Genomic DNA, 18790 nt, shown 5'->3' with positions numbered 1-18790 from the left:
ATGGGTTAGAGACCCTAGTATTTGGTCCCCACGTGTAAAGCTACCACGCCAGCTGACAAATTGTAATATTTGACGCCGTCCAGGCCTGCTTGTTCCATCATTGTTTTTAAAGTTTCCTGATCGGGATGCATGCGGATCGATTCCGCGAGGTACTGGTAGCTTTCGGCGTCTTTCGCGAAGCGCTCCCCCAGCCACGGCAGCACCTTGAAAGAATAGACGTCGTAGACCTTCTTGAGCGGATCCCACACCTTCGAAAATTCCAGCACCAGCAGTTTGCCCGCCGGCTTCAGCACGCGGCGCATCTCGGCGAGTGCGACGTCCTTGTGCGTCATGTTCCGCAAGCCGAATGCCACCGTGACCACGTCGAAGTAATTGTCCGGAAAGGGAATCCTCTCGGCGTCGCACAGCAGCGCCGGCGTGATCACACCCTTGTCCAGCAGGCGGTCGCGGCCCACGCGCAGCATGGATTCGTTAATGTCCGTATGCCAGACTTCGCCCGTTGCACCGGCCTGCTTCGCGAACGCCTTCGACAGGTCGCCCGTGCCGCCCGCGATGTCGAGCACCTTGTAGCCCGGCCGCACGTTGGCCTGGGCGATCGTGAACATCTTCCACGCCCGGTGCAGGCCGCCCGACATCAGGTCGTTCATCAAGTCGTAGTTGGCGGCGACCGAGTGGAATACGCCTGCCACCTTCTGTGCTTTTTCCTGTTCGTCGACCGACTGAAAGCCGAAGTGGGTTTTGCTCATCGCGCTCGTCCTTTCGCGTATTCTGAAATGTTGCGCCGCATTAGCGCGGCGGTCAGGGCGAATCGTATCAGTGACAGTGGCCATGCGCAGCCGCGGCCGGCGCCATCGGCCTGTCGCGTTCGACGCCGGCCGCTGCCAGCCTGGCGAGATAGTCGCGCCAGAGTTCGTCCTGGCGCACGGCCATGTCGTAAAGCAGGTCCCACGAATAGATGCCGGTGCTGTGCCCGTCGGAGAAAGTCGGCTGCAGCGCGTAATTGCCGACGCCCTCGATCAACGTGATCGTCACTTCGCGCTTGCCGGTTTGCAGCGTCTCCTGGCCGGGCCCGTGGCCCTGCACTTCCGCCGACGGCGAATACACGCGCAGCAATTCGAACGGCAGACGGTACGATTCGCCGTTCGCGTATTGAAGTTCGAGTACGCGCGACTTCGAATGTACGACGACGCCCGTCGGCACCGGGGTATCGGGAGTCAATCCGCTCATGATGTGGCCTTTGGGAAAACGCCGGACCTGGCGGAGCCGTTGCGGCCGGCAGGTCTGGCGTGAAGCGAGCAGCTCAATGCGCTCAATTGTTGAAAGCCTGCCCGATTTCCTGCCGCACCGCTTCGCGCAGCAACGTGGCCTGCGCGCGCCGCGACGACAGCATGGCTTCGGAAACGGTGCGCTGGCGGGGCGCCCAGATGGGCAGCGGGAAATGAGCGTCGTTCGAAAAACGCGGAATCACATGCCAATGCACGTGGGGTACCTGGTTGCCGAGGCTCGCCAGATTCACCTTTACCGGATGAAGGACGCGCCGCATCGCGCGTTCCACTGCATACACCGCCTTCATCACGTGATCGCGATCGTTTCCGTCGAGATCCGAAAACTCAGCAATGTGACCATTCCAGATGACGCGGCAAAAGCCCGGGTAATCGTGTTCGTCGGCGAGGACGACGCGCAGCCTGTCGTCCTGCCACAGCACATCGCCGCCATCTTCACGGCAAAAAACGCAATCCATCGTCGACCTCAGGCAAAAATCGTCAGTCGTGCCATTAAACCAGCACGCGCTCGATTCCGCCATTATTCGCCCGCTGCACGTAGTCGACCATCCAGTCTTCGCCGAGCACGTGGCGGGCCATCTCGACGACGATGTAATCCGCCTCGATACCTGCGTCGTCGTTATAGCGCGACAGGCCTTGCAGGCAGGACGGGCAGCTCGTGAGGATTTTCACGTCGGTGGCGCCCTTCGGCTGCGGGCCGTCGCCGGCCTTCAGCACCGAGCCCTCTGGCGCACCCGCCGCGCCGGCCGATGCATTGGCCGGATTGATCCCGTTCGCACCCGCCTCGGCGACGAGCGGAATGCCGCGCAGCTTCGCAGCGCCCTTGCGGATTTCCTCTTCCTTGCGGAAACGCACTTGTGTCGAAATGTCAGGACGGGTGACCGCGAGCGTGCCGGATTCGCCACAGCAACGGTCGTTCTTCTCGATCTTGTAGCCGTCTTTCTCGGAACCCATCAACGAGTTCACCAGCTTGACCGGGTCCATCGTCTTGATCGGCGTGTGGCAAGGGTCGTGGTACATGTAGCGCACGCCGTTCACGCCGTCGAGCTTCATGCCCTTTTCCAGCAGGAATTCATGAATGTCGATGATCCGGCAGCCCGGGAAGATCTTCTCGAATTCGTAGCCGGCGAGCTGGTCGTAGCACGTGCCGCACGACACCACCACGGTCTTGATGTCGAGGTAGTTCAGCGTGTTGGCGACGCGGTGGAACAGCACGCGATTGTCCGTGACGATTTGCTCGGCCTTGTCGAACTGGCCCGAGCCGCGCTGCGGATAGCCGCAGCACAGATAGCCCGGCGGCAGCACCGTTTGCACACCGGCTTCCCACAGCATCGCTTGCGTAGCGAGACCGACCTGAGAAAACAGGCGCTCTGAACCGCAGCCTGGAAAGTAGAACACCGCTTCCGTGTCGGCCGTGGTTGTTTTCGGATTGCGGATGATCGGGACGATCTTGTTGTCCTCGATATCGAGCAACGCGCGCGCGGTTTTTTTCGGCAGGTTGCCCGGCATCTTCTTGTTCATGAAGTGGATCACCTGCTGCGTGACCGGCGGCTTGCCCACGGTGGCCGGCGGGTGCGCCGTCTGCTTCTTCGCGAACTTCTTCAGCACTTCGTTGCCGAGGCGCTGCGCCTTGTAGCCGACGCCCATCATCGCCGTGCGCGCGAGGTTGATGGTTTGCGGGTTGGTGGCATTGAGGAAGAACATGCCGGCCGCGTTGCCCGGATTGAACTTCTTCTTGCCCATCTTGCGCAGCAGGTTGCGCATGTTCATCGTCACGTCGCCGAAATCGATCTTCACCGGGCACGGCGTCACGCACTTATGGCAGACGGTGCAGTGATCGGCGACGTCGTTGAATTCGTCCCAGTGCTTGATCGACACGCCGCGGCGCGTCTGCTCCTCATACAGGAACGCCTCCACCAGCAACGAGGTGGCGAGAATCTTGTTACGCGGGCTGTACAGCAGATTCGCGCGCGGCACGTGAGTCGCGCAGACCGGCTTGCACTTGCCGCAGCGCAGGCAATCCTTGATCGATTCGGAGATCGCGCCAATGTCGCTCTGCTGCATGATCAGCGATTCGTAGCCCATCAGGCCGAAGCTCGGCGTGTAGGCATTGCGAAGATCGGCGCCTTCGAGCAGCTTGCCCGCGTTGAAGCGGCCAAGCGGATCGACGCGTTGCTTGTACTTGCGGAATTCGCTGATTTCGTCGTCGGTCAGAAATTCGAGCTTGGTGATGCCGATTCCATGCTCGCCGGAAATGACCCCGTCGAGCGAGCGCGCGAGCTTCATGATGCGCGCCACCGCCGTGTGGGCGTCTTGCAGCATCTCGTAGTTGTCGGAGTTCACCGGCAGGTTCGTGTGAACGTTGCCGTCGCCCGCGTGCATGTGCAGCGCGACGAACACACGGCCACGCAACACTTTCTTGTGGATTGCCTGCGCTTCGTCGAGGATCGGCTTGAACTCCCCGCCATTGAAAATCTGCCGGAGTTCGGCGCGAATCTCCTGTTTCCACGACACGCGGATCGTCCTGTCCTGCGTGATGTGAAATACGGTGGCGTCCGCTTGCGTGTCGACGCGATCGGCAAACTTCTCCGCGAGCCCCTCATAGCCGAGGCCAACCAGATAGTGCTGCGCTTCGCGCAACGGCAGATCGAGCCTGTCTCGCAGGAATTCCCAGCGCATGCGCACGCGCTTGAGCAGATCGAGCGCCTGCTGCACGCGATCTTCCAGCAATTCGGCGCTTGGGATTTCGTTGGCGTCGTCGCTCTTGCCGAGCGGCAGTTTGCCGCCCTTGAAGAACGCTTCGAGCGCATCGACCAGTTGCAGCTTGTTCTTGATCGACAACTCGATATTGATGCGCTCGATGCCGTCGGTGTACTCGCCCATGCGGTCGAGCGGGATCACCACGTCTTCGTTGATCTTAAACGCGTTGGTGTGTTTGGCGATCGCGGCGGTGCGGCTGCGGTCGAGCCAGAAGCGCTTGCGCGCCTCGGCGTTGACCGCGACGAAGCCTTCGCCGCTCTTGCCGTTGGCCATGCGCACCACTTCCGAGGTGGCCTGCGCGACGGCGTCGGCGTCGTTGCCGACAATATCGCCGATCAGCACCATTTTCGGAAACGCATTGCGTTTGCTCTTGGTCGCATAGCCGACCGCGCGCAGATAGCGTTCGTCGAGATGTTCGAGGCCCGCGAGAATCGCGCCGCCCTGCTTCGACGTTTCGAACAGGTAATCCTTGATTTCGACGATGCTCGGAATCGCGTCGCGTGCCTGGCCGAAGAATTCGAGGCAAACGGTGCGCGTATGCGCCGGCATCTTGTGCAGCACCCAGCGAGCAGACGTGATGAGCCCGTCGCAGCCCTCTTTCTGCACGCCCGGCAAACCCGCGAGAAATTTGTCCGTGACGTCCTTGCCTAGACCTTCCTTACGGAACACGCGCCCTTTGATGTCGAGCGACTCGGTGCGCAGCAGCTTCTCGCCCGGCGCGTAATTGCCGTCGAACCATTTGAGTTCGAAATGCGCCACCTCGATATCGTGAATCTTGCCCATGTTGTGGTCGAGGCGCGTGACTTCGAGCCAGTTCCCTTCCGGGTCGACCATGCGCCACCAGGCCAGATTGTCGAGCGCCGTGCCCCACAACACGGCTTTCTTGCCGCCCGCATTCATCGCGACGTTACCGCCCACGCAAGACGCGTCGAGCGACGTGGGGTCCACCGCGAACACGAAACCGGCCTGCTCGGCCGCTTCGGTCACACGGCGCGTGACGACGCCCGCGCCGGAGAAAATGGTCGCGACTTTGCGTTCGACGCCCGGCAGCTCGGTCATCTCGACCGCGCCAAGCTGTTCGAGCTTTTCCATGTTGATGACCGCTGAGAACGGCGTGAGCGGCACTGCGCCGCCCGTGTAGCCCGTGCCGCCTCCACGCGGAATCACGGTCAGCCCCAACTCGAAACACGCCTTGATCATGCCGGCGATCTCGGCTTCGGTATCCGGCGTGAGCACGACGAATGGATACTCGACGCGCCAGTCGGTGGCGTCCGTCACGTGCGAAACGCGGGACAAGCCGTCGAACTTGATATTGTCTTTTTCGGTGACGCGGCCCAGCACCTTGGTCGCGCGACGGCGCAGATCATAGGTCTTCTGGAATTCGCTCGAAAATTCGTCGACGGCTTTGCGTGCCGCCTGCACCAGCGTTTCGACACGAGCGGCGCGGTCCACCCCCGCTTCGTCGCCGTGCTCGATGAGATCGGCGCGGCGGCGCTTCTCGATTTCGCTCAAACGATGGTGCAGCGCTTCGATCAGCATCGCGCGGCGCTTCGGATTATCGAGCAGATCGTCTTGCAGATAGGGATTGCGGCGCACGACCCAGATGTCGCCGAGCACTTCGTAGAGCATCCGTGCCGAGCGGCCCGTACGGCGTTCCGCGCGCAGTTCGGCAAGCGCGGCCCACGCGTCGTTGCCCAGCAGTCGGATAACGATTTCGCGATCGGAAAACGACGTGTAGTTGTAAGGAATTTCGCGCAGACGCGCTTCGGGGTCGGCGGCTACCGCAGCGGCGGCCCCGTGCGGATTGAATACTTGAGGTGCGTTCATGTTTGGACGACTCGGTAGATCAGACCGGCGCGCTCAAGGCTGAGGCGTCGGCTGACGGTGCGCGTGGGGCGCAATGCTGGAAATCTGCTGAGAATCTACTTGGGAGCGAAGCACGACCGACGGCCAGTCCACACCGATCGCTTCGCGGCGCTCAGAAGTAACTACACGATCGTGCGTGGCGGACATGACGCTGCGCCGCGGGGCAAGATTCACGCGGGACGGGCATCAGGTGGGCGATCCGAGGCTGCCAGTGCATCTTCCGATCCTTATTCCAAAACGGAATTCTACCGCATGATCCCGCCACGCGTTGACGGCTGCAATCGGAATGCTGACGGGGCTTCGCGCGTTTTCAGCGGGATTCGGCACCCGGTTTCTGCGCCCTATGTTCGCCAACCGAACGGTCGGGTGGCCTTTCCTGACTCATCCCGCACCGCTTAGGACCGCGCGCTGGGCAGCCACGCGAAGGCCTGAGCGCGCACCGTTGGCGCTATCATTGCCCCTTTCCCGTCTTACACAGCGCACCGCGCCACCCGCATGGCTTCCCACGACTACCTGAAGAAAACCCTCACCGCGCGTGTCTACGACGTGGCGCGAGAAACCGAGCTCGAACACGCGCCGAACCTGTCGGCGCGTCTGCGTAACCCGGTCTATCTGAAGCGTGAGGACAACCAGCCGGTGTTCTCGTTCAAGGTGCGCGGCGCGTACAACAAGATGGCGCATATGTCGGCCGAAGCGCTCGGGCGCGGCGTGATCACTGCGTCGGCGGGCAATCATGCGCAGGGCGTCGCGCTGTCGGCGGCCAAATTAGGTGTGCGGGCGATCATCGTCGTGCCGGTGACGACGCCGCAGGTCAAGGTGGATGCGGTGCGCGCGCATGGCGGCCCGACTGTCGAAGTGGTGCAGGCCGGCGAGTCGTTCAGCGACGCTTACGCACACGCACTGGAACTGCAGGAAGAGCGCGGCCTGACTTTCGTGCATCCGTTCGACGATCCGTACGTGATCGCGGGACAGGGTACGGTGGCGATGGAGATCCTCAGCCAGCATCAGGGGCCGATCCACGCGATCTTCGTGCCGATCGGCGGCGGCGGTCTCGCGGCGGGCGTGGCGGCGTATGTGAAATCGGTGCGTCCCGAGATCAGGGTGATCGGCGTGCAGACCGACGATTCGTGCGCGATGGCCGCGTCGTTGAAAGCGGGCGAGCGCGTCACGCTCAATGAGGTCGGTCTGTTCTCGGATGGCACGGCGGTCAAGCTCGTCGGCGAGGAAACCTTCCGCCTGTGCAGCGAGTATCTCGACGACGTGCTGCTCGTGAATACGGACGCGCTGTGCGCAGCGATCAAGGACGTGTTTCAGGACACGCGCAGCGTGCTGGAGCCCGCCGGCTCGCTGGCTGTCGCCGGTGCGAAGCAGTATGCCGAGCGCGAAGGCATCGAGAACCAGACGCTGATCGCGATCACCTCGGGCGCGAACATGAACTTCGACCGCATGCGTTTCGTCGCCGAACGCGCCGAAGTGGGCGAAGCACGCGAGGCCGTGTTCGCGGTGACGATTCCCGAAGAGCGCGGCAGTTTCCGGCGCTTCTGCGAACTGGTCGGCACGCGCAGCGTCACCGAATTCAACTACCGTATTGCCGATGCGCACTCCGCCCATATCTTCGTTGGCGTGCAGATCAGGAATCGCAGCGAATCGGCGCAGATTGCGGGTGCGTTCGAGGCGCACGATTTCGCGACGGTCGATCTGACGTTCGACGAACTTTCGAAGCAGCACATCCGTTACATGGTGGGTGGGCGCTCGCCGCTCGCCCGCGACGAACGCCTGTTCCGTTTCGAGTTTCCCGAGCGGCCCGGCGCGCTGATGAAATTCCTGAAGTCGATGGCGCCGAACTGGAATATCAGCCTGTTCCATTACCGCAACCAGGGCGCGGACTACAGTTCGATTCTCGTCGGCATCCAGGTGCCGGAGAGCGAAAACCGCGAGTTCGACCGCTTCCTCGCGACGCTGGGTTACCCGAACTGGGAAGAGACGCAGAACCCGGTGTATCGATTATTCCTCGCATGATCTTTAACGACTGGAACACGCAACACGATGGCTCTCACGCTCGTCGATAAACTGGTAGTGGCCATTTCATCGCGCGCGCTGTTCGACTTCGAGGAAGAGAACCGCGTGTACGAGGAAGGCGACTTGCACGCTTATGAAGCGTTGCAGCGCGACCGGCTGACACTGCCCGCGAAACCGGGTGTGGCGTTTCCATTGATCCGCAAACTGCTCGCATTGAACGCCGGCGGCCATCGCGTGGAAGTGGTGATTCTGTCGCGCAGCGACCCGATCAGCGGATTGCGCGCCTTCCACTCGTGCCGCGAACACGGCCTCGCGATCGAGCGCGGCGTTTTCACACGGGGACGCGCACCATTCGGCTATCTGAAGCCGCTGAATGCGTCGCTGTTCTTGTCCGCAAATCAGGCAGATGTGCGCGATGCGCTGGCTGCCGGATTCCCGGCTGCGCGCGTCTTGCCGGAATCGGCGAAAATGGCGAGCACGTACCCCGACGAAATCCGCATAGCGTTCGACGGCGACGCCGTCCTGTTTTCGGACGAAGCCGAGCGCGTGTTCCAGAAGGACGGCTTGCGCGCATTCGTCGGCCACGAGATTCACAACAAGGATTTGCCGCTCGCGGACGGCCCGCTAAAGCCGTTGCTCGAAGCACTGCACCGTCTGCAGAAACTCGCGGACCATGCTGCGCCCATGCATATCCGCACCGCGCTGGTTACGGCGCGCTCGGCGCCCGCGCACGAACGCGCGATCCGCACTTTGATGGCGTGGAACATCGAAATCGACGAAGCGATGTTCCTCGGTGGCCTCGACAAGAGCGCATTCCTGCGCGAGTTCGAGCCAGACTTTTTCTTCGACGATCAAATCGGCCATTGCGAATCGGCCCGCGTCGTTACGGCGACGGGGCACGTGCTGAGTGGCATAGTGAACGCATCATGACACCTGAACAGTCACCGCTGGGCAAACCCTCTGCTTACACCGAACAATACGATGCTTCGCTCCTCTTTCCGATTGCACGCAAGAATGCGCGTGACGCGATCGGCATCGGCGCGCAGTTACCGTTTTTCGGCACGGACATCTGGAACGCGTATGAACTGTCCTGGCTGAATGCGCGAGGCAAGCCGCAGATCGCCGTGGCCACGTTTTTCGTGCCGGCCGACTCGCCGAATATCGTCGAATCCAAATCGTTCAAACTCTATCTCGGTTCGTTTGCGCAGACCTCGTTCGATTCGATCGACACGGTGCGCGATACGATCAAGCGCGATGTATCGGCTTCGTGCGGCGCAACGGTTTCGGTTCATCTGACTGCGCCGGGCGATTTCGGCAAAATGCAGATGGAAGAGTTTGACGGGATGTCGCTGGATCGTCTCGATCTGGACACGGACATTTATCATCCGGATGCGTCGCTGTTAAAAGCGGCGCTGGATGAATCGCCGGTCGAGGAGACGCTGGTTTCCAATCTGCTCAAGTCGAATTGTCCGGTGACCGGTCAGCCCGATTGGGGAAGCGTGCAGATTCATTACGTCGGGCCGCAAATCGATCATGCCGGTTTGCTCCGGTACATCATCTCTTACCGGAATCACACCGGGTTTCATGAACAGTGCGTCGAAAAGATTTTTATCGATATGCTGAAGGCCTGTAAGCCGGTCAAACTGGCGGTGTATGCGCGCTATACGCGGCGCGGCGGCCTGGATATCAATCCTTTTCGCACGAACTATAATTTGCCGATGCCGGACAACATGAGGTTGGCGCGGCAGTGATTCCGGCATTCCCGCCACGGCGTGGCGGGTTTCCAGTAACGAATCAACGGGGCCGACTGCATCTTGCAGCGATCATTCGTAGATCGAACCACCGGCCACTTCGAGCCATGCGGCTCGCTTGATGGCCGGCGGCGCGAACCGCTGGCTTTTCTTACTCCGCCGGCTTCCTGTAGGCCACACAATCCACCTCGACCCGGCAATCGATCACCATCGACGAAACCACACACGCCCGCGCCGGCGGATTGTCCCCGAAGTATTCGCGAAACACCTTGTTGAACGAAGCAAAATCCCGCGGATCATCGAGCCACACACCGCAACGCACGACATGCTCGGTGCCGTAGCCCGCTTCCTTCAGAATCGCGATCACGTTCTGAATCGCCTTATGCGACTGCTCGACAATCCCGCCATTGATCACCTCGCCGTTTTCCATCGGCGTCTGACCAGAGACGAACAGCCAGCCGTCCGCTTCGACCGCACGCGCAAACGGCATATGCTGACCACCTGTTCCTTTGCCACCTTCAACGCCATATCGCTTCATCGTTCCACTCCCTGAAAAGGTCCAGCACGCGTTCGGCAAAATCGCCCCGCGCGCCGCAATCAAAACCATCAGAACGCGCCGTGCGCGTCGCCTTTCGACGCCGCCCCGCGCGCCACGAATCGTCCAGCACGCTCGCCGGTCACTTCGCCGTCGCGGTAAGTGAGCACGCCGTTCACCCACACGGCGTCGATGCCGTCCGCCGCCTGCTGCGGCTTTTCAAACGTCGCGGCGTCGCGCACTTTGGCCGGGTCGAACAGCACGAGATCCGCGTGATAGCCGATATGCACCTCGCCGCGCTGCGCCAGTCCAAACCGACGCGCGGACAAACCGGTCATCTTGCGCACCGCTTCTTCGAGCGGCAGCAGCCGGGCGTCGCGCGCGTAATGACCCAGCACGCGCGGAAACGCGCCCCATAAGCGCGGGTGCGGCAACGGATCATTCGGCAAGCCGTCCGAACCGACCATCGTTGCGGGATGTGACAGGATGCGCCGCACGTCGTCTTCCGACATGTTGTGATACACGGCGCCCGCCGGTTGCAGGCGCTTGCCCGCCTCCTGCTGCGTGACACCCCATTGCGCTGCAATCTCCCTGACGAGCTTGCCCGCCATTTCGGGATGCGGCTCGGACCACGTGATCGTGATATCGATGTCGCCGGTTACCTGCTTCAGATCGAGCGTCGACGAACTGCGGTCGTACGGATAGCAGTCGCAACCGATCGGCTGCATGCGCCGCGCGCCTTCCAGCGACTTCAACACCTCTTCGCTGCGCCCCCAGTTCGACGGCCCCGCGCACTTCAAATGCGAAATCACCACCGGCACGTGCGCATGACGTCCGACGCGGTACGCTTCGTCCATCGCGTCGAGGATCGCGTCGAACTCGGTCCGCATGTGCGTGGTGTACAACGCGCCAGCAGCGGCGAGCGGTTCGGCCAGCGCCATCACTTCTTCGGTCGGCGCGGCGAATGCGGAGCCATACGCGAGGCCCGAGCTCAGCCCGAGCGCACCGTTTGCCAACGCCTCCTCCAACTGCGCGCGCATAGCCTCGATCTCCTGCTGCGTCGCCGCGCGGTCCAGCCGGTCCATCTGGTTGCTGCGCAGCGCCGTGTGTCCGATCAACGCGCCGACGTTCACCGCCGGCCGCGCCGCATTCACCGCATCGACATACGCGGCGAAGGTCGGATACTGGAACGCGTCGCGCTCGCCAAGCAGGTTCATCGGATCAGGCGGATCGCCTTTGAGCGACACCGGCGACGCGCTGATCCCGCAGTTGCCGACAATCACCGTCGTCACGCCCTGCGAGATCTTCGGGAGCATGTGCGGTGAGCGGATGACGTGCGTGTCGTCGTGCGTATGGACGTCGATAAAACCCGGCGCGAGCGCCCGCCCCTCGGCTTCGATCACTTCTTCGGCGAGCCAGTTCGACAGATTGCCGATCGCGACGATGCGGCCGTCGCGGACTGCCACGTCACGCTCGACAGGCGGCGCGCCGGTGCCGTCGTAGAGTTGCGCGCCGACGATCAGCGTATCGGCAGCTTCGGGATGCGAATGCATGTATCAGTCTCCTAACGGTTGTCGATCGCCGCCGCCGCGATGCGTATCCAGCGCGTGTTTCATGCGGCGCAGCAGTTCGCGGCTCTCGTCGCCCTGGCTGACCGCAAGTTCGGTGACGAGCACATCGAGCGCCATCATCATCGCGTAACGGGATGACGAAGGCTTGTAAATGAAGTCAGTTTCGAACGCAACGATCGGGATGACCCAGTCGGCGAGCTTGGCGAGCGGCGAGGCCGGCGCGGTCAGCGCGATTACCGTCGCGCCGTAGCTGCGCGCGATCTTGCAGTTCTCGAGCATTTCCGGCACGCGCCCCGTAGTGGACAACGCGATCACTACACATTCGCGCGACACGGTGCTCGCCACCATGCGCTGCAGGAGTGCATCCTGATAGGTCGCGACGGGCCGGCCGAGGCGCACGAGCCGGAAACGCATCTCGTCGGCAAGCGCGGTGGACCCGCCGCCCATGCCGAACACGTAGATCATGCGCGCTTCGCGCAGCGCGGCAGCGGCCTCGCTCAGCGGCGCCTGGCGCAACAACTGGTGGTTGTGCGCCAGCGTGGTCTGCAGTTCATCGAATACGCGCGTGGCGATCGGCTCGGGCGCGCCACTGGTGCTGCCCGGCTGCAGGAAGCGCTGGCCGACCGCCGCCGCCTGCGCAAGCCGCAGCTTCAGTTCGCGGACGTCGCGACAGCCCACTGCCTTGGCAAAGCGCGTGACCGTCGCCACGCTCACTTGCGCGCGCTCCGCCAACGCGCCGATGCTGGCGCGCGAAGCGCCGGTCAGATCATCGAGAATCAGCGCAGCGACCTTGCGTTCAGCCGAACGCAACTCGGGCGCGCATTCGGCAATGCGTGCGACGATGTCGAAGGTCAGCGGTTCAGCGGTTGAATTCATGACGCACGGCGGGAGGCCGCAAAGGACGTCGAAGCGCCTCCGCAGGCTGTGGTATTAAATAACATTTCTCTGCACATCGTACTTTCGGTAACATGCTAAAGTCAATTTTAGTGCAATTTAAACGGACGATGGAGCAGGGAGACATGAAAGTTACAAACTATCAGGGCGCAACGATCGATCCTTATAGCAAGGGCTTGGGCATGGTTCCGGGCACCAGCATCCAGCTCACGGACGCCGCACGCCTCGAGTGGAATCTGCTGAACGAAGACGTCAGCCTGCCTGCTGCCGTGCTGTATGCCGATCGCGTAGAACACAACCTGAAGTGGATGCAGGCGTTCGTCGCCGAATACGGTGTGAAGCTCGCGCCTCATGGCAAGACCACCATGGCGCCGCAACTGTTCCGGCGGCAACTGGAAACCGGCGCGTGGGGCATCACGCTCGCCACCGCGCATCAGGTGCGCGCGGCTTATCACGGCGGCGTTACGCGCATCCTCATGGCTAATCAGCTCGTGGGCCGTCGCAATATGATGATGGTCGCCGAACTGCTGAGCGATCCGGACTTCGAATTCTTTTGCCTCGTGGATTCCGCGGAAGGCGTCGAGCAGCTGGGCACATTCTTTACGTCAGTGAACAAGACGCTGCAGGTGTTGCTCGAACTCGGCGTGCCGGGCGGGCGCACCGGCGTGCGCGACGCAGCGCAGCGCAACGCGGTGCTCGAAGCGATCGCCCGTTATCCAAATGCACTGAAGCTTGCGGGCGTCGAGTTGTACGAGGGCGTGCTGAAAGAAGAACAGGACGTGCGCGCGTTCCTGCAAAGCGCAGTGGCCGTGACACGCGAACTGGTCGAAGAAGGACGCTTCGCCCGCACGCCGGCGGTGCTGTCGGGCGCGGGTTCGGCATGGTACGACGTGGTCGCGGAAGAATTTGCGAAGGCATCCGGAACCGGCAAGGTAGAGGTCGTATTGCGGCCCGGCTGCTACCTCACGCATGACGTCGGCATCTATCGGAAGGCGCAGACTGAGATTTTTGCGCGCAATCCGGTCGCAAAGAAAATGGGCGAAGGGTTGGTGCCGGCGCTTCAACTGTGGGCGTATGTGCAATCCATTCCCGAACCGGATCGCGCGATCATCGGCCTCGGCAAACGCGACTCCGCTTTCGACGCAGGCCTGCCCGAACCGGCGCGTCATTATCGTCCGGGTAACGAGGCGCCGCGAGATATTGCGGCGGACGAAGGCTGGGAGATTTTCGGTTTGATGGATCAGCACGCATATCTGCGGATTCCCGCTGGCGCTGATCTGAGAGTGGGCGACATGATCGCGTTCGACATTTCACATCCGTGCCTGACGTTCGACAAATGGCGCCAGGTGCTCGTGGTCGATCCGGCTTATCGCGTCACCGAGGTCATCGAAACGTTTTTCTGATCGGCGCCGGCTTCATCAGAAGAGGACGCGGACGCCACTTCGCCAATCCGCGCCTCGAGCATCTGCAACGCGCCCGACAGCGCGCCCAGCGCTTCTTCGGGCAATGTGGCCATCGTGTCGTGCAGAAAAGCATTGCGACGCGGCAAGCTGGCTTCTGTTGCCATCAGCCCGGCGTGCGTCAGACGCACGTTCGTCACCCGGTTATCGCGCGTGTCCATGCTGCGCGCGATCCAGCCCATCCCTTCCAGCGTCTTCAACTGACGCGTGAGCGCACCCGGATCGACACGCAAGCGCTCGACCAGACGCTTTTGCGACGATTCACCCGCCTGCTCGTGCAACGCGAGCAGAATGCGCCAGCGCGGCAGCGGATGGCCCACGTGTGTCTCGAATGCCGACATGAACGCCCGATAAGTGCGGCCGAACTGCTGCATGACGGCGACACGGTCCTGTTCTTCCATGATGTTCCAGCCCAACGATAAGTCGCAAAATCAATCCGCGTGGATCACCGGCTCGAGCTTGCGCTGGAGCTTGACCGGCGGCACGCGCCGGCTTTGCCACACCGACAGCACGGCGACGATTGCCGCCATCGCAAGACCCACATGAATGGCGGAGACGAGCGCCTCGCGCGCGCTTTCGAGCAGCATCGCGCCATTGTGGCCGGCATGCGCCAACTGGCCGAGCAAGGTGTTTTGCGCGTCGTGATTGATGAGGATCTGCGGATCGCCCAGGTCCGGAAACCAGTGCGTCGCGTGGTCGCTTTCCAGCGTGCTGCGCACGCCGCTCGCATACATGTGACTCACCAGCGTGCCGGTAAGCGCGGTGCCGATCATGCCGCCGATCATCCGCAGCGACTGCAGCAGCGCCGTGGCAATGCCGAGATGCTCGCGACCCGCCGTTTGCTGCGCGAAGATCGTGAGATTGGGCATCACGAAGCCGAGCCCGAGGCCGCCCAGCACCATGAAGGTCATCAGCAACCATTGCGGCATGGCACGCGTGGCGACGACCACACCCAGGCACGCCAGCGCCAGCAGCGCAAAGCCCACATAAAGCATCAGATTCGGATTGCGCACGCGCGACACGATCCGTCCGTTGGCAATGCTGCCGACCGTGATGAACACGACGAGCGGCGTAATCACGAGCCCCGCTTCTTTCGGCGACATTCCAAAGCCGCCCTGGAAGAGCAGCGGCGCGTAGAACAACAGCGAAAACATCGAGAAGCCGCCCATCACGGCGAGTGTGAAGAGCGCGGAAAGGCTGGCGTTGCGGAACATATCGACCGGCAGGATTGCGGTCGGGCAACGCTTTTCCCACTGCCACAGCGCGTAGGCGGACGCCACGCTCAACGCAAGCAATGCGGCGGCAGTCAGCGTGACGCCATGCTTCGGCAGCATTTCGACGAACAGTTGCAACGAGCCGAGCGCGACGGCAATCAGCAACGCGCCGGGCCAGTCGAGCCTCATCTTGCCCTTATGTTCGACGTGCCGCAGATGCGGCAGAAAGCGCCAGACGAAGAACAACGACAGCAAGCCGACCGGCAAATTCACGTAAAACACCGAGCGCCAGCCGTAATACTGCGTGAGAAAACCACCGAGCGACGGCCCAACGGCATTCGCAATGCCGAACGCGGAACTCATCAGCACCTGCCAGCGCAGGCGCACCACCGAGTCCGGGAAAAGATCAGGAATGCAGGCGAACGCGGTGCCGACCAGCATGCCGCCGCCGATGCCTTGCAATCCCCGCGCAAGCACCAGAAAGAGCATGTTGTTCGCCGCGCCGCACAGCACGGAGGCCCCCGTAAAGACGACGATCGACGCGATCACGAATGGTTTTCGCCCGTAATAGTCGCCGAGCCGCCCGAAAATCGGCACCGTGATGACGGAGGTCAACAGGTACGACGTCGCAACCCACGCGTACAGCTCGAAACCCTTGAGTTCGGCGACGATGGTCGGCAGCGCGGTGCCGACGACGGTCTGATCGAGCGCGACCAGCATCGTGACAAAAGAGATGCCGAGCATCGCCAGCAGTGATTCGCGGAATGGTAAAACTTGCCCACTCGAATGGTGAGCCGCGGTATGGACAGCCATTTTTGATAGTACAACAGTTGACTTGTCAAACGATTGGGAATCATACCACGCGGTCGCGCTCTAAGCTGGACCACGGCGACGGAGCGCAAGCCCCGTCCATCGACTCGATACAGACAACGGATTACGCCAGGGAGGCACATGGAGCCGAGTTCGCTCGAAGCACAACCGTTATCCGATCACGATCTGGCCGCGCTGCGGCGCGCGAAACACCAGTTGGAAAGTCCCGCGCTGGCAATGAAGCTGGCGAGCATCGTCGGCTCGCCGCTGGAGAAGCTGCTCTCGCGCATGCCGGCTTTCGCCAACGAGAAGGTCACGGACGCCACCGAGCTGGCGTTGCGCAAGTGCCTGTCGATCGCGCTGCGCACGCTCGGGCGCCAGGACGGCGCTTCACCGCTGGTCGTCCCCGACAGGCCGAGCAACCTGCTGCACAAGTTCGCGGTGGCGACCACGGGCGCGGCCGGCGGCGCTTTCGGCATGTTCGCGCTGCCCGTCGAGTTGCCGGTGACGACCACGCTGATGTTCCGCTCGATCTGCGACATTGCGCGCAGCGAGGGCGAGGATCTGACCGCGATCGACACGCAACTCCAATGTCTGACCGTACTCGGTATGGGCGGCACGTCGAAGTCCGACGACGACGCCGACTTCGGCTACTTCATCATGCGCGGTGCACTCGCGCAGGCGGTGTCGAAGGCATCGTCGGAGATTGCGACGAAGGGGTTCACCGCGCACGGTTCGGCGGCGTTGCTGCGTCTGCTCAACACAATTGCATCGCGCTTTTCCGTGCAGGTCAGCGAACAGATTGCCGCCAAGTCGATCCCCGCGATCGGCGCGGTACTCGGCGCAATGGTCAACACCGTGTTCATCGATCACTTCCAGCAGGTCGCGCACGGCCACTTCACCGTGCGACGTCTGGAGCGCCAGTACGGCCACCAGGCGATCGAGTCCGCCTATCAGACCATCGACATCGCGCCCGGTGGCTGAGCGGCCGCGCCGCTGCGCGCGCTCGTCACCCGGCGGACGAAGGCGGCGGCATTGTCGAGCGCGCGGTTCGCTTCCGGAATGAACGGCGCGAACATCGGCCACACGTGCGGCATGTTCTCCCACACTTCAAATTCGCAGTCGACGCCCGCAGCGCGCGCTTTGTCCGCGACGCGCTGCGAGTCGTCCAGCAACACCTCCGTGCTGCCGGCCATGATGTATAGCGGCGGCAAGCCGTTCAGATCGCCATAGACGGGCGAAGCATACGGATGCGTAGCCGGCGCGTCGCCGAGATAGACCTTCGCGGCAAGCGCGATGGCGGGACCGCTGAACATGGGATCGCGGCCGTCGTTGGTGCGAAGGGTCGCGCCGGTGGCTGCCAGATCGGTCCACGGCGAGAACAGCAGGCATCCGGACGGCAGCGGGTCGCCGGCGTCGCGCAATGCAAGCAGCGTGGCGAGCGCGAGGCCGCCGCCCGCGGAATCGCCCGCCATCACGATCGACTCCGCAGCAATGCCCGTCGCTATGAGCCGGCGGTAGGCGGCGCAGGCGTCGTCGAGCGCGGCGGGGAAACGGTGCTCGGGCGCAAGCCGGTAGTCGAGCGAGAAGACGGGCGCATCGGCACGCGTTGCAAGACCAAACACGATTGAGCGATGCGAGCGCGGCGAGCAGAAGTAGTAACCGCCGCCGTGGCAATACAGCACGGTTGGCCGGTCAGTCGATGCGTGTATGTTCGACGCCTGCGCAGAATGGACGGGCCCGAACCACTCGCCGCGCAGCGGCATGTCGTTCGGCCCATTGCATTCGCGCAGAACCCAACCCTTGGGCACGCGTGGCGACCAGGCGCGCCGGGCAGTCAGCGCACGCGCTTTCTCAACGTTGATGGTCGGCTTGAGCGTTTCCGGACGAAACTGCCTGCGCAGAAACCAGCATGCGAGTGCACTTTGCCAACTCATAGGACACGCTCCTTGGTGTGTCCTGTCATGTTACGTGCGTTCGCGGCGGCATCGGTGGACGCCGGCTTCTAATCTCAAAAACCGCGCGTACCGCCGGATACAGCGTGGGTCGTGCGCTAGTTGGCGGGCAGAACCTGTCCACGAATCTCGCCCATCGGATTCTGTGCGGTGTGAATGTTGAAGTACCACTGACCCGCCATCAGATCCGTCACCTGCTGCTCGGTGAGTGCAGCAGAACCTTTAATCGGGCTGCCGAGCGCGTCTTTGCCAATCGGCACCTGGACCTTGGCGTTCTGCCCGACCGGCGCGGGACCGTGAAAGTGCGCGGCGGTTGCCGGCCCGGTCAATCCTTCGTAAGTGACGGTCCATTGCAGCGATTGGGTCGACGTGTCGAATGTGGCGTTCAACATGCCGTGCCCGTGACTCACGCGCGGCGGCACTTCGCTCGAAGGTTCGAGATCCGCTTTCAAGGCCACCGTATCCGCGAGGGCGACGCCCGACGCCAATGCCCACAACACCACCGCAACGTTCAATTTTCGAATTGCACTCATGGTCTTCTCCGGACTGGATGCGCCGCCACACCGACGTTCGATGTCGTGCGCAGCCACCACATACTAGTGCAAATCGCCCGGGCCCGTTTGGGCTGACAGGCGCATGCCGGCACACCGCATACGATGCGACTGGCACTCG

Annotated in this window: 16 protein-coding genes; 5 read left to right on the top strand and 11 right to left on the bottom strand. The window is 62.5% G+C overall.

Annotated elements, in window-relative coordinates:
• Positions 1-14: 14 nt before the first annotated feature.
• The 4 genes from ubiE to AAGS40_RS01960 form a co-directional block, all read right to left on the bottom strand.
• Positions 15-746, bottom strand: coding sequence for a bifunctional demethylmenaquinone methyltransferase/2-methoxy-6-polyprenyl-1,4-benzoquinol methylase UbiE (gene ubiE, locus AAGS40_RS01975; protein WP_345812846.1), 732 nt, complete (start codon positions 744-746; stop codon positions 15-17).
• 67 nt (positions 747-813) lie between these two features.
• Complete coding sequence (locus tag AAGS40_RS01970) at positions 814-1227, bottom strand: DUF971 domain-containing protein (RefSeq protein ID WP_345812845.1); 414 nt, start codon at positions 1225-1227, stop codon at positions 814-816.
• 82 nt (positions 1228-1309) lie between these two features.
• Complete coding sequence (locus tag AAGS40_RS01965) at positions 1310-1741, bottom strand: HIT family protein (protein WP_345812844.1); 432 nt, start codon at positions 1739-1741, stop codon at positions 1310-1312.
• Between the two features lie 34 nt (positions 1742-1775).
• Positions 1776-5870, bottom strand: coding sequence for an FAD/FMN-binding oxidoreductase (locus AAGS40_RS01960; RefSeq protein WP_345812843.1), 4095 nt, complete (start codon positions 5868-5870; stop codon positions 1776-1778).
• A gap of 492 nt (positions 5871-6362) precedes the next feature.
• On the opposite strand from AAGS40_RS01960, the gene ilvA reads away from it, so the two are divergent.
• From ilvA to queF, 3 genes are read left to right on the top strand one after another with little or no spacing between them, the layout of a single operon-like run.
• The gene (gene ilvA, locus AAGS40_RS01955) at positions 6363-7928 is read left to right on the top strand and encodes a threonine ammonia-lyase, biosynthetic (RefSeq protein WP_345814465.1); all 1566 of its coding nucleotides are present in this window, start codon (positions 6363-6365) and stop codon (positions 7926-7928) included.
• Positions 7929-7955: 27 nt separating this feature from the next.
• Positions 7956-8858, top strand: coding sequence for a 5'-nucleotidase (locus AAGS40_RS01950; RefSeq protein ID WP_345812842.1), 903 nt, complete (start codon positions 7956-7958; stop codon positions 8856-8858).
• The gene (queF, locus tag AAGS40_RS01945; RefSeq protein WP_345812841.1) at positions 8855-9679 is read left to right on the top strand and encodes an NADPH-dependent 7-cyano-7-deazaguanine reductase QueF; all 825 of its coding nucleotides are present in this window, start codon (positions 8855-8857) and stop codon (positions 9677-9679) included. The genes AAGS40_RS01950 and queF overlap by 4 nt, the downstream gene beginning before the upstream one ends.
• Positions 9680-9830: 151 nt before the next feature.
• Here queF and AAGS40_RS01940 read toward each other — a convergent pair whose 3' ends face one another.
• From AAGS40_RS01940 to AAGS40_RS01930, 3 genes are all read right to left on the bottom strand, one after another.
• Positions 9831-10217 carry a RidA family protein gene (locus AAGS40_RS01940; RefSeq protein ID WP_345812840.1) on the bottom strand — a complete coding sequence of 129 codons (387 nt, stop codon included), beginning with the start codon at positions 10215-10217 and terminating at the stop codon, positions 9831-9833.
• Between the two features lie 68 nt (positions 10218-10285).
• Positions 10286-11767: a D-aminoacylase gene (locus AAGS40_RS01935; RefSeq protein WP_345812839.1), complete on the bottom strand. Its 1482-nt coding sequence runs from the start codon at positions 11765-11767 to the stop codon at positions 10286-10288.
• Positions 11768-11770: 3 nt separating this feature from the next.
• Entirely contained in the window at positions 11771-12661 is an 891-nt protein-coding gene (locus tag AAGS40_RS01930) for a MurR/RpiR family transcriptional regulator (RefSeq protein WP_345812838.1), read from the bottom strand.
• 143 nt (positions 12662-12804) lie between these two features.
• Here AAGS40_RS01930 and AAGS40_RS01925 point away from each other — a divergent pair, with 143 nt between their 5' ends.
• Entirely contained in the window at positions 12805-14082 is a 1278-nt protein-coding gene (locus AAGS40_RS01925) for an amino acid deaminase (RefSeq protein WP_345812837.1), read from the top strand.
• Here the strand turns inward: AAGS40_RS01925 and AAGS40_RS01920 are convergent.
• Positions 14046-14540 (bottom strand): MarR family winged helix-turn-helix transcriptional regulator, encoded by a 495-nt coding sequence (locus tag AAGS40_RS01920; protein WP_345812835.1) that lies wholly within the window; start codon positions 14538-14540, stop codon positions 14046-14048. The genes AAGS40_RS01925 and AAGS40_RS01920 overlap by 37 nt on opposite strands.
• 30 nt (positions 14541-14570) lie before the next feature.
• Positions 14571-16166 (bottom strand): MDR family MFS transporter, encoded by a 1596-nt coding sequence (locus AAGS40_RS01915; protein ID WP_345812834.1) that lies wholly within the window; start codon positions 16164-16166, stop codon positions 14571-14573.
• Between the two features lie 138 nt (positions 16167-16304).
• On the opposite strand from AAGS40_RS01915, the gene AAGS40_RS01910 reads away from it, so the two are divergent.
• Positions 16305-17147, top strand: a complete 843-nt coding sequence (locus tag AAGS40_RS01910) for an EcsC family protein (protein WP_345812833.1) — start codon at positions 16305-16307, stop codon at positions 17145-17147.
• On the opposite strand, the gene AAGS40_RS01905 is transcribed toward AAGS40_RS01910, so the two are convergent.
• Positions 17117-18100 carry an alpha/beta hydrolase gene (locus AAGS40_RS01905; protein ID WP_345812832.1) on the bottom strand — a complete coding sequence of 328 codons (984 nt, stop codon included), beginning with the start codon at positions 18098-18100 and terminating at the stop codon, positions 17117-17119. The genes AAGS40_RS01910 and AAGS40_RS01905 overlap by 31 nt on opposite strands.
• Positions 18101-18216: 116 nt before the next feature.
• On the bottom strand, positions 18217-18651 hold the full coding sequence (locus AAGS40_RS01900; protein ID WP_345812831.1) for a CHRD domain-containing protein: 435 nt from the start codon (positions 18649-18651) through the stop codon (positions 18217-18219).
• Between the last annotated feature and the right edge of the window lie 139 nt (positions 18652-18790).

Origin of the sequence: Paraburkholderia sp. PREW-6R (assembly GCF_039621805.1) — a bacterium.
GTDB lineage: Bacteria > Pseudomonadota > Gammaproteobacteria > Burkholderiales > Burkholderiaceae > Paraburkholderia.
This window is presented reverse-complemented; position numbering and strand designations above follow the sequence as displayed.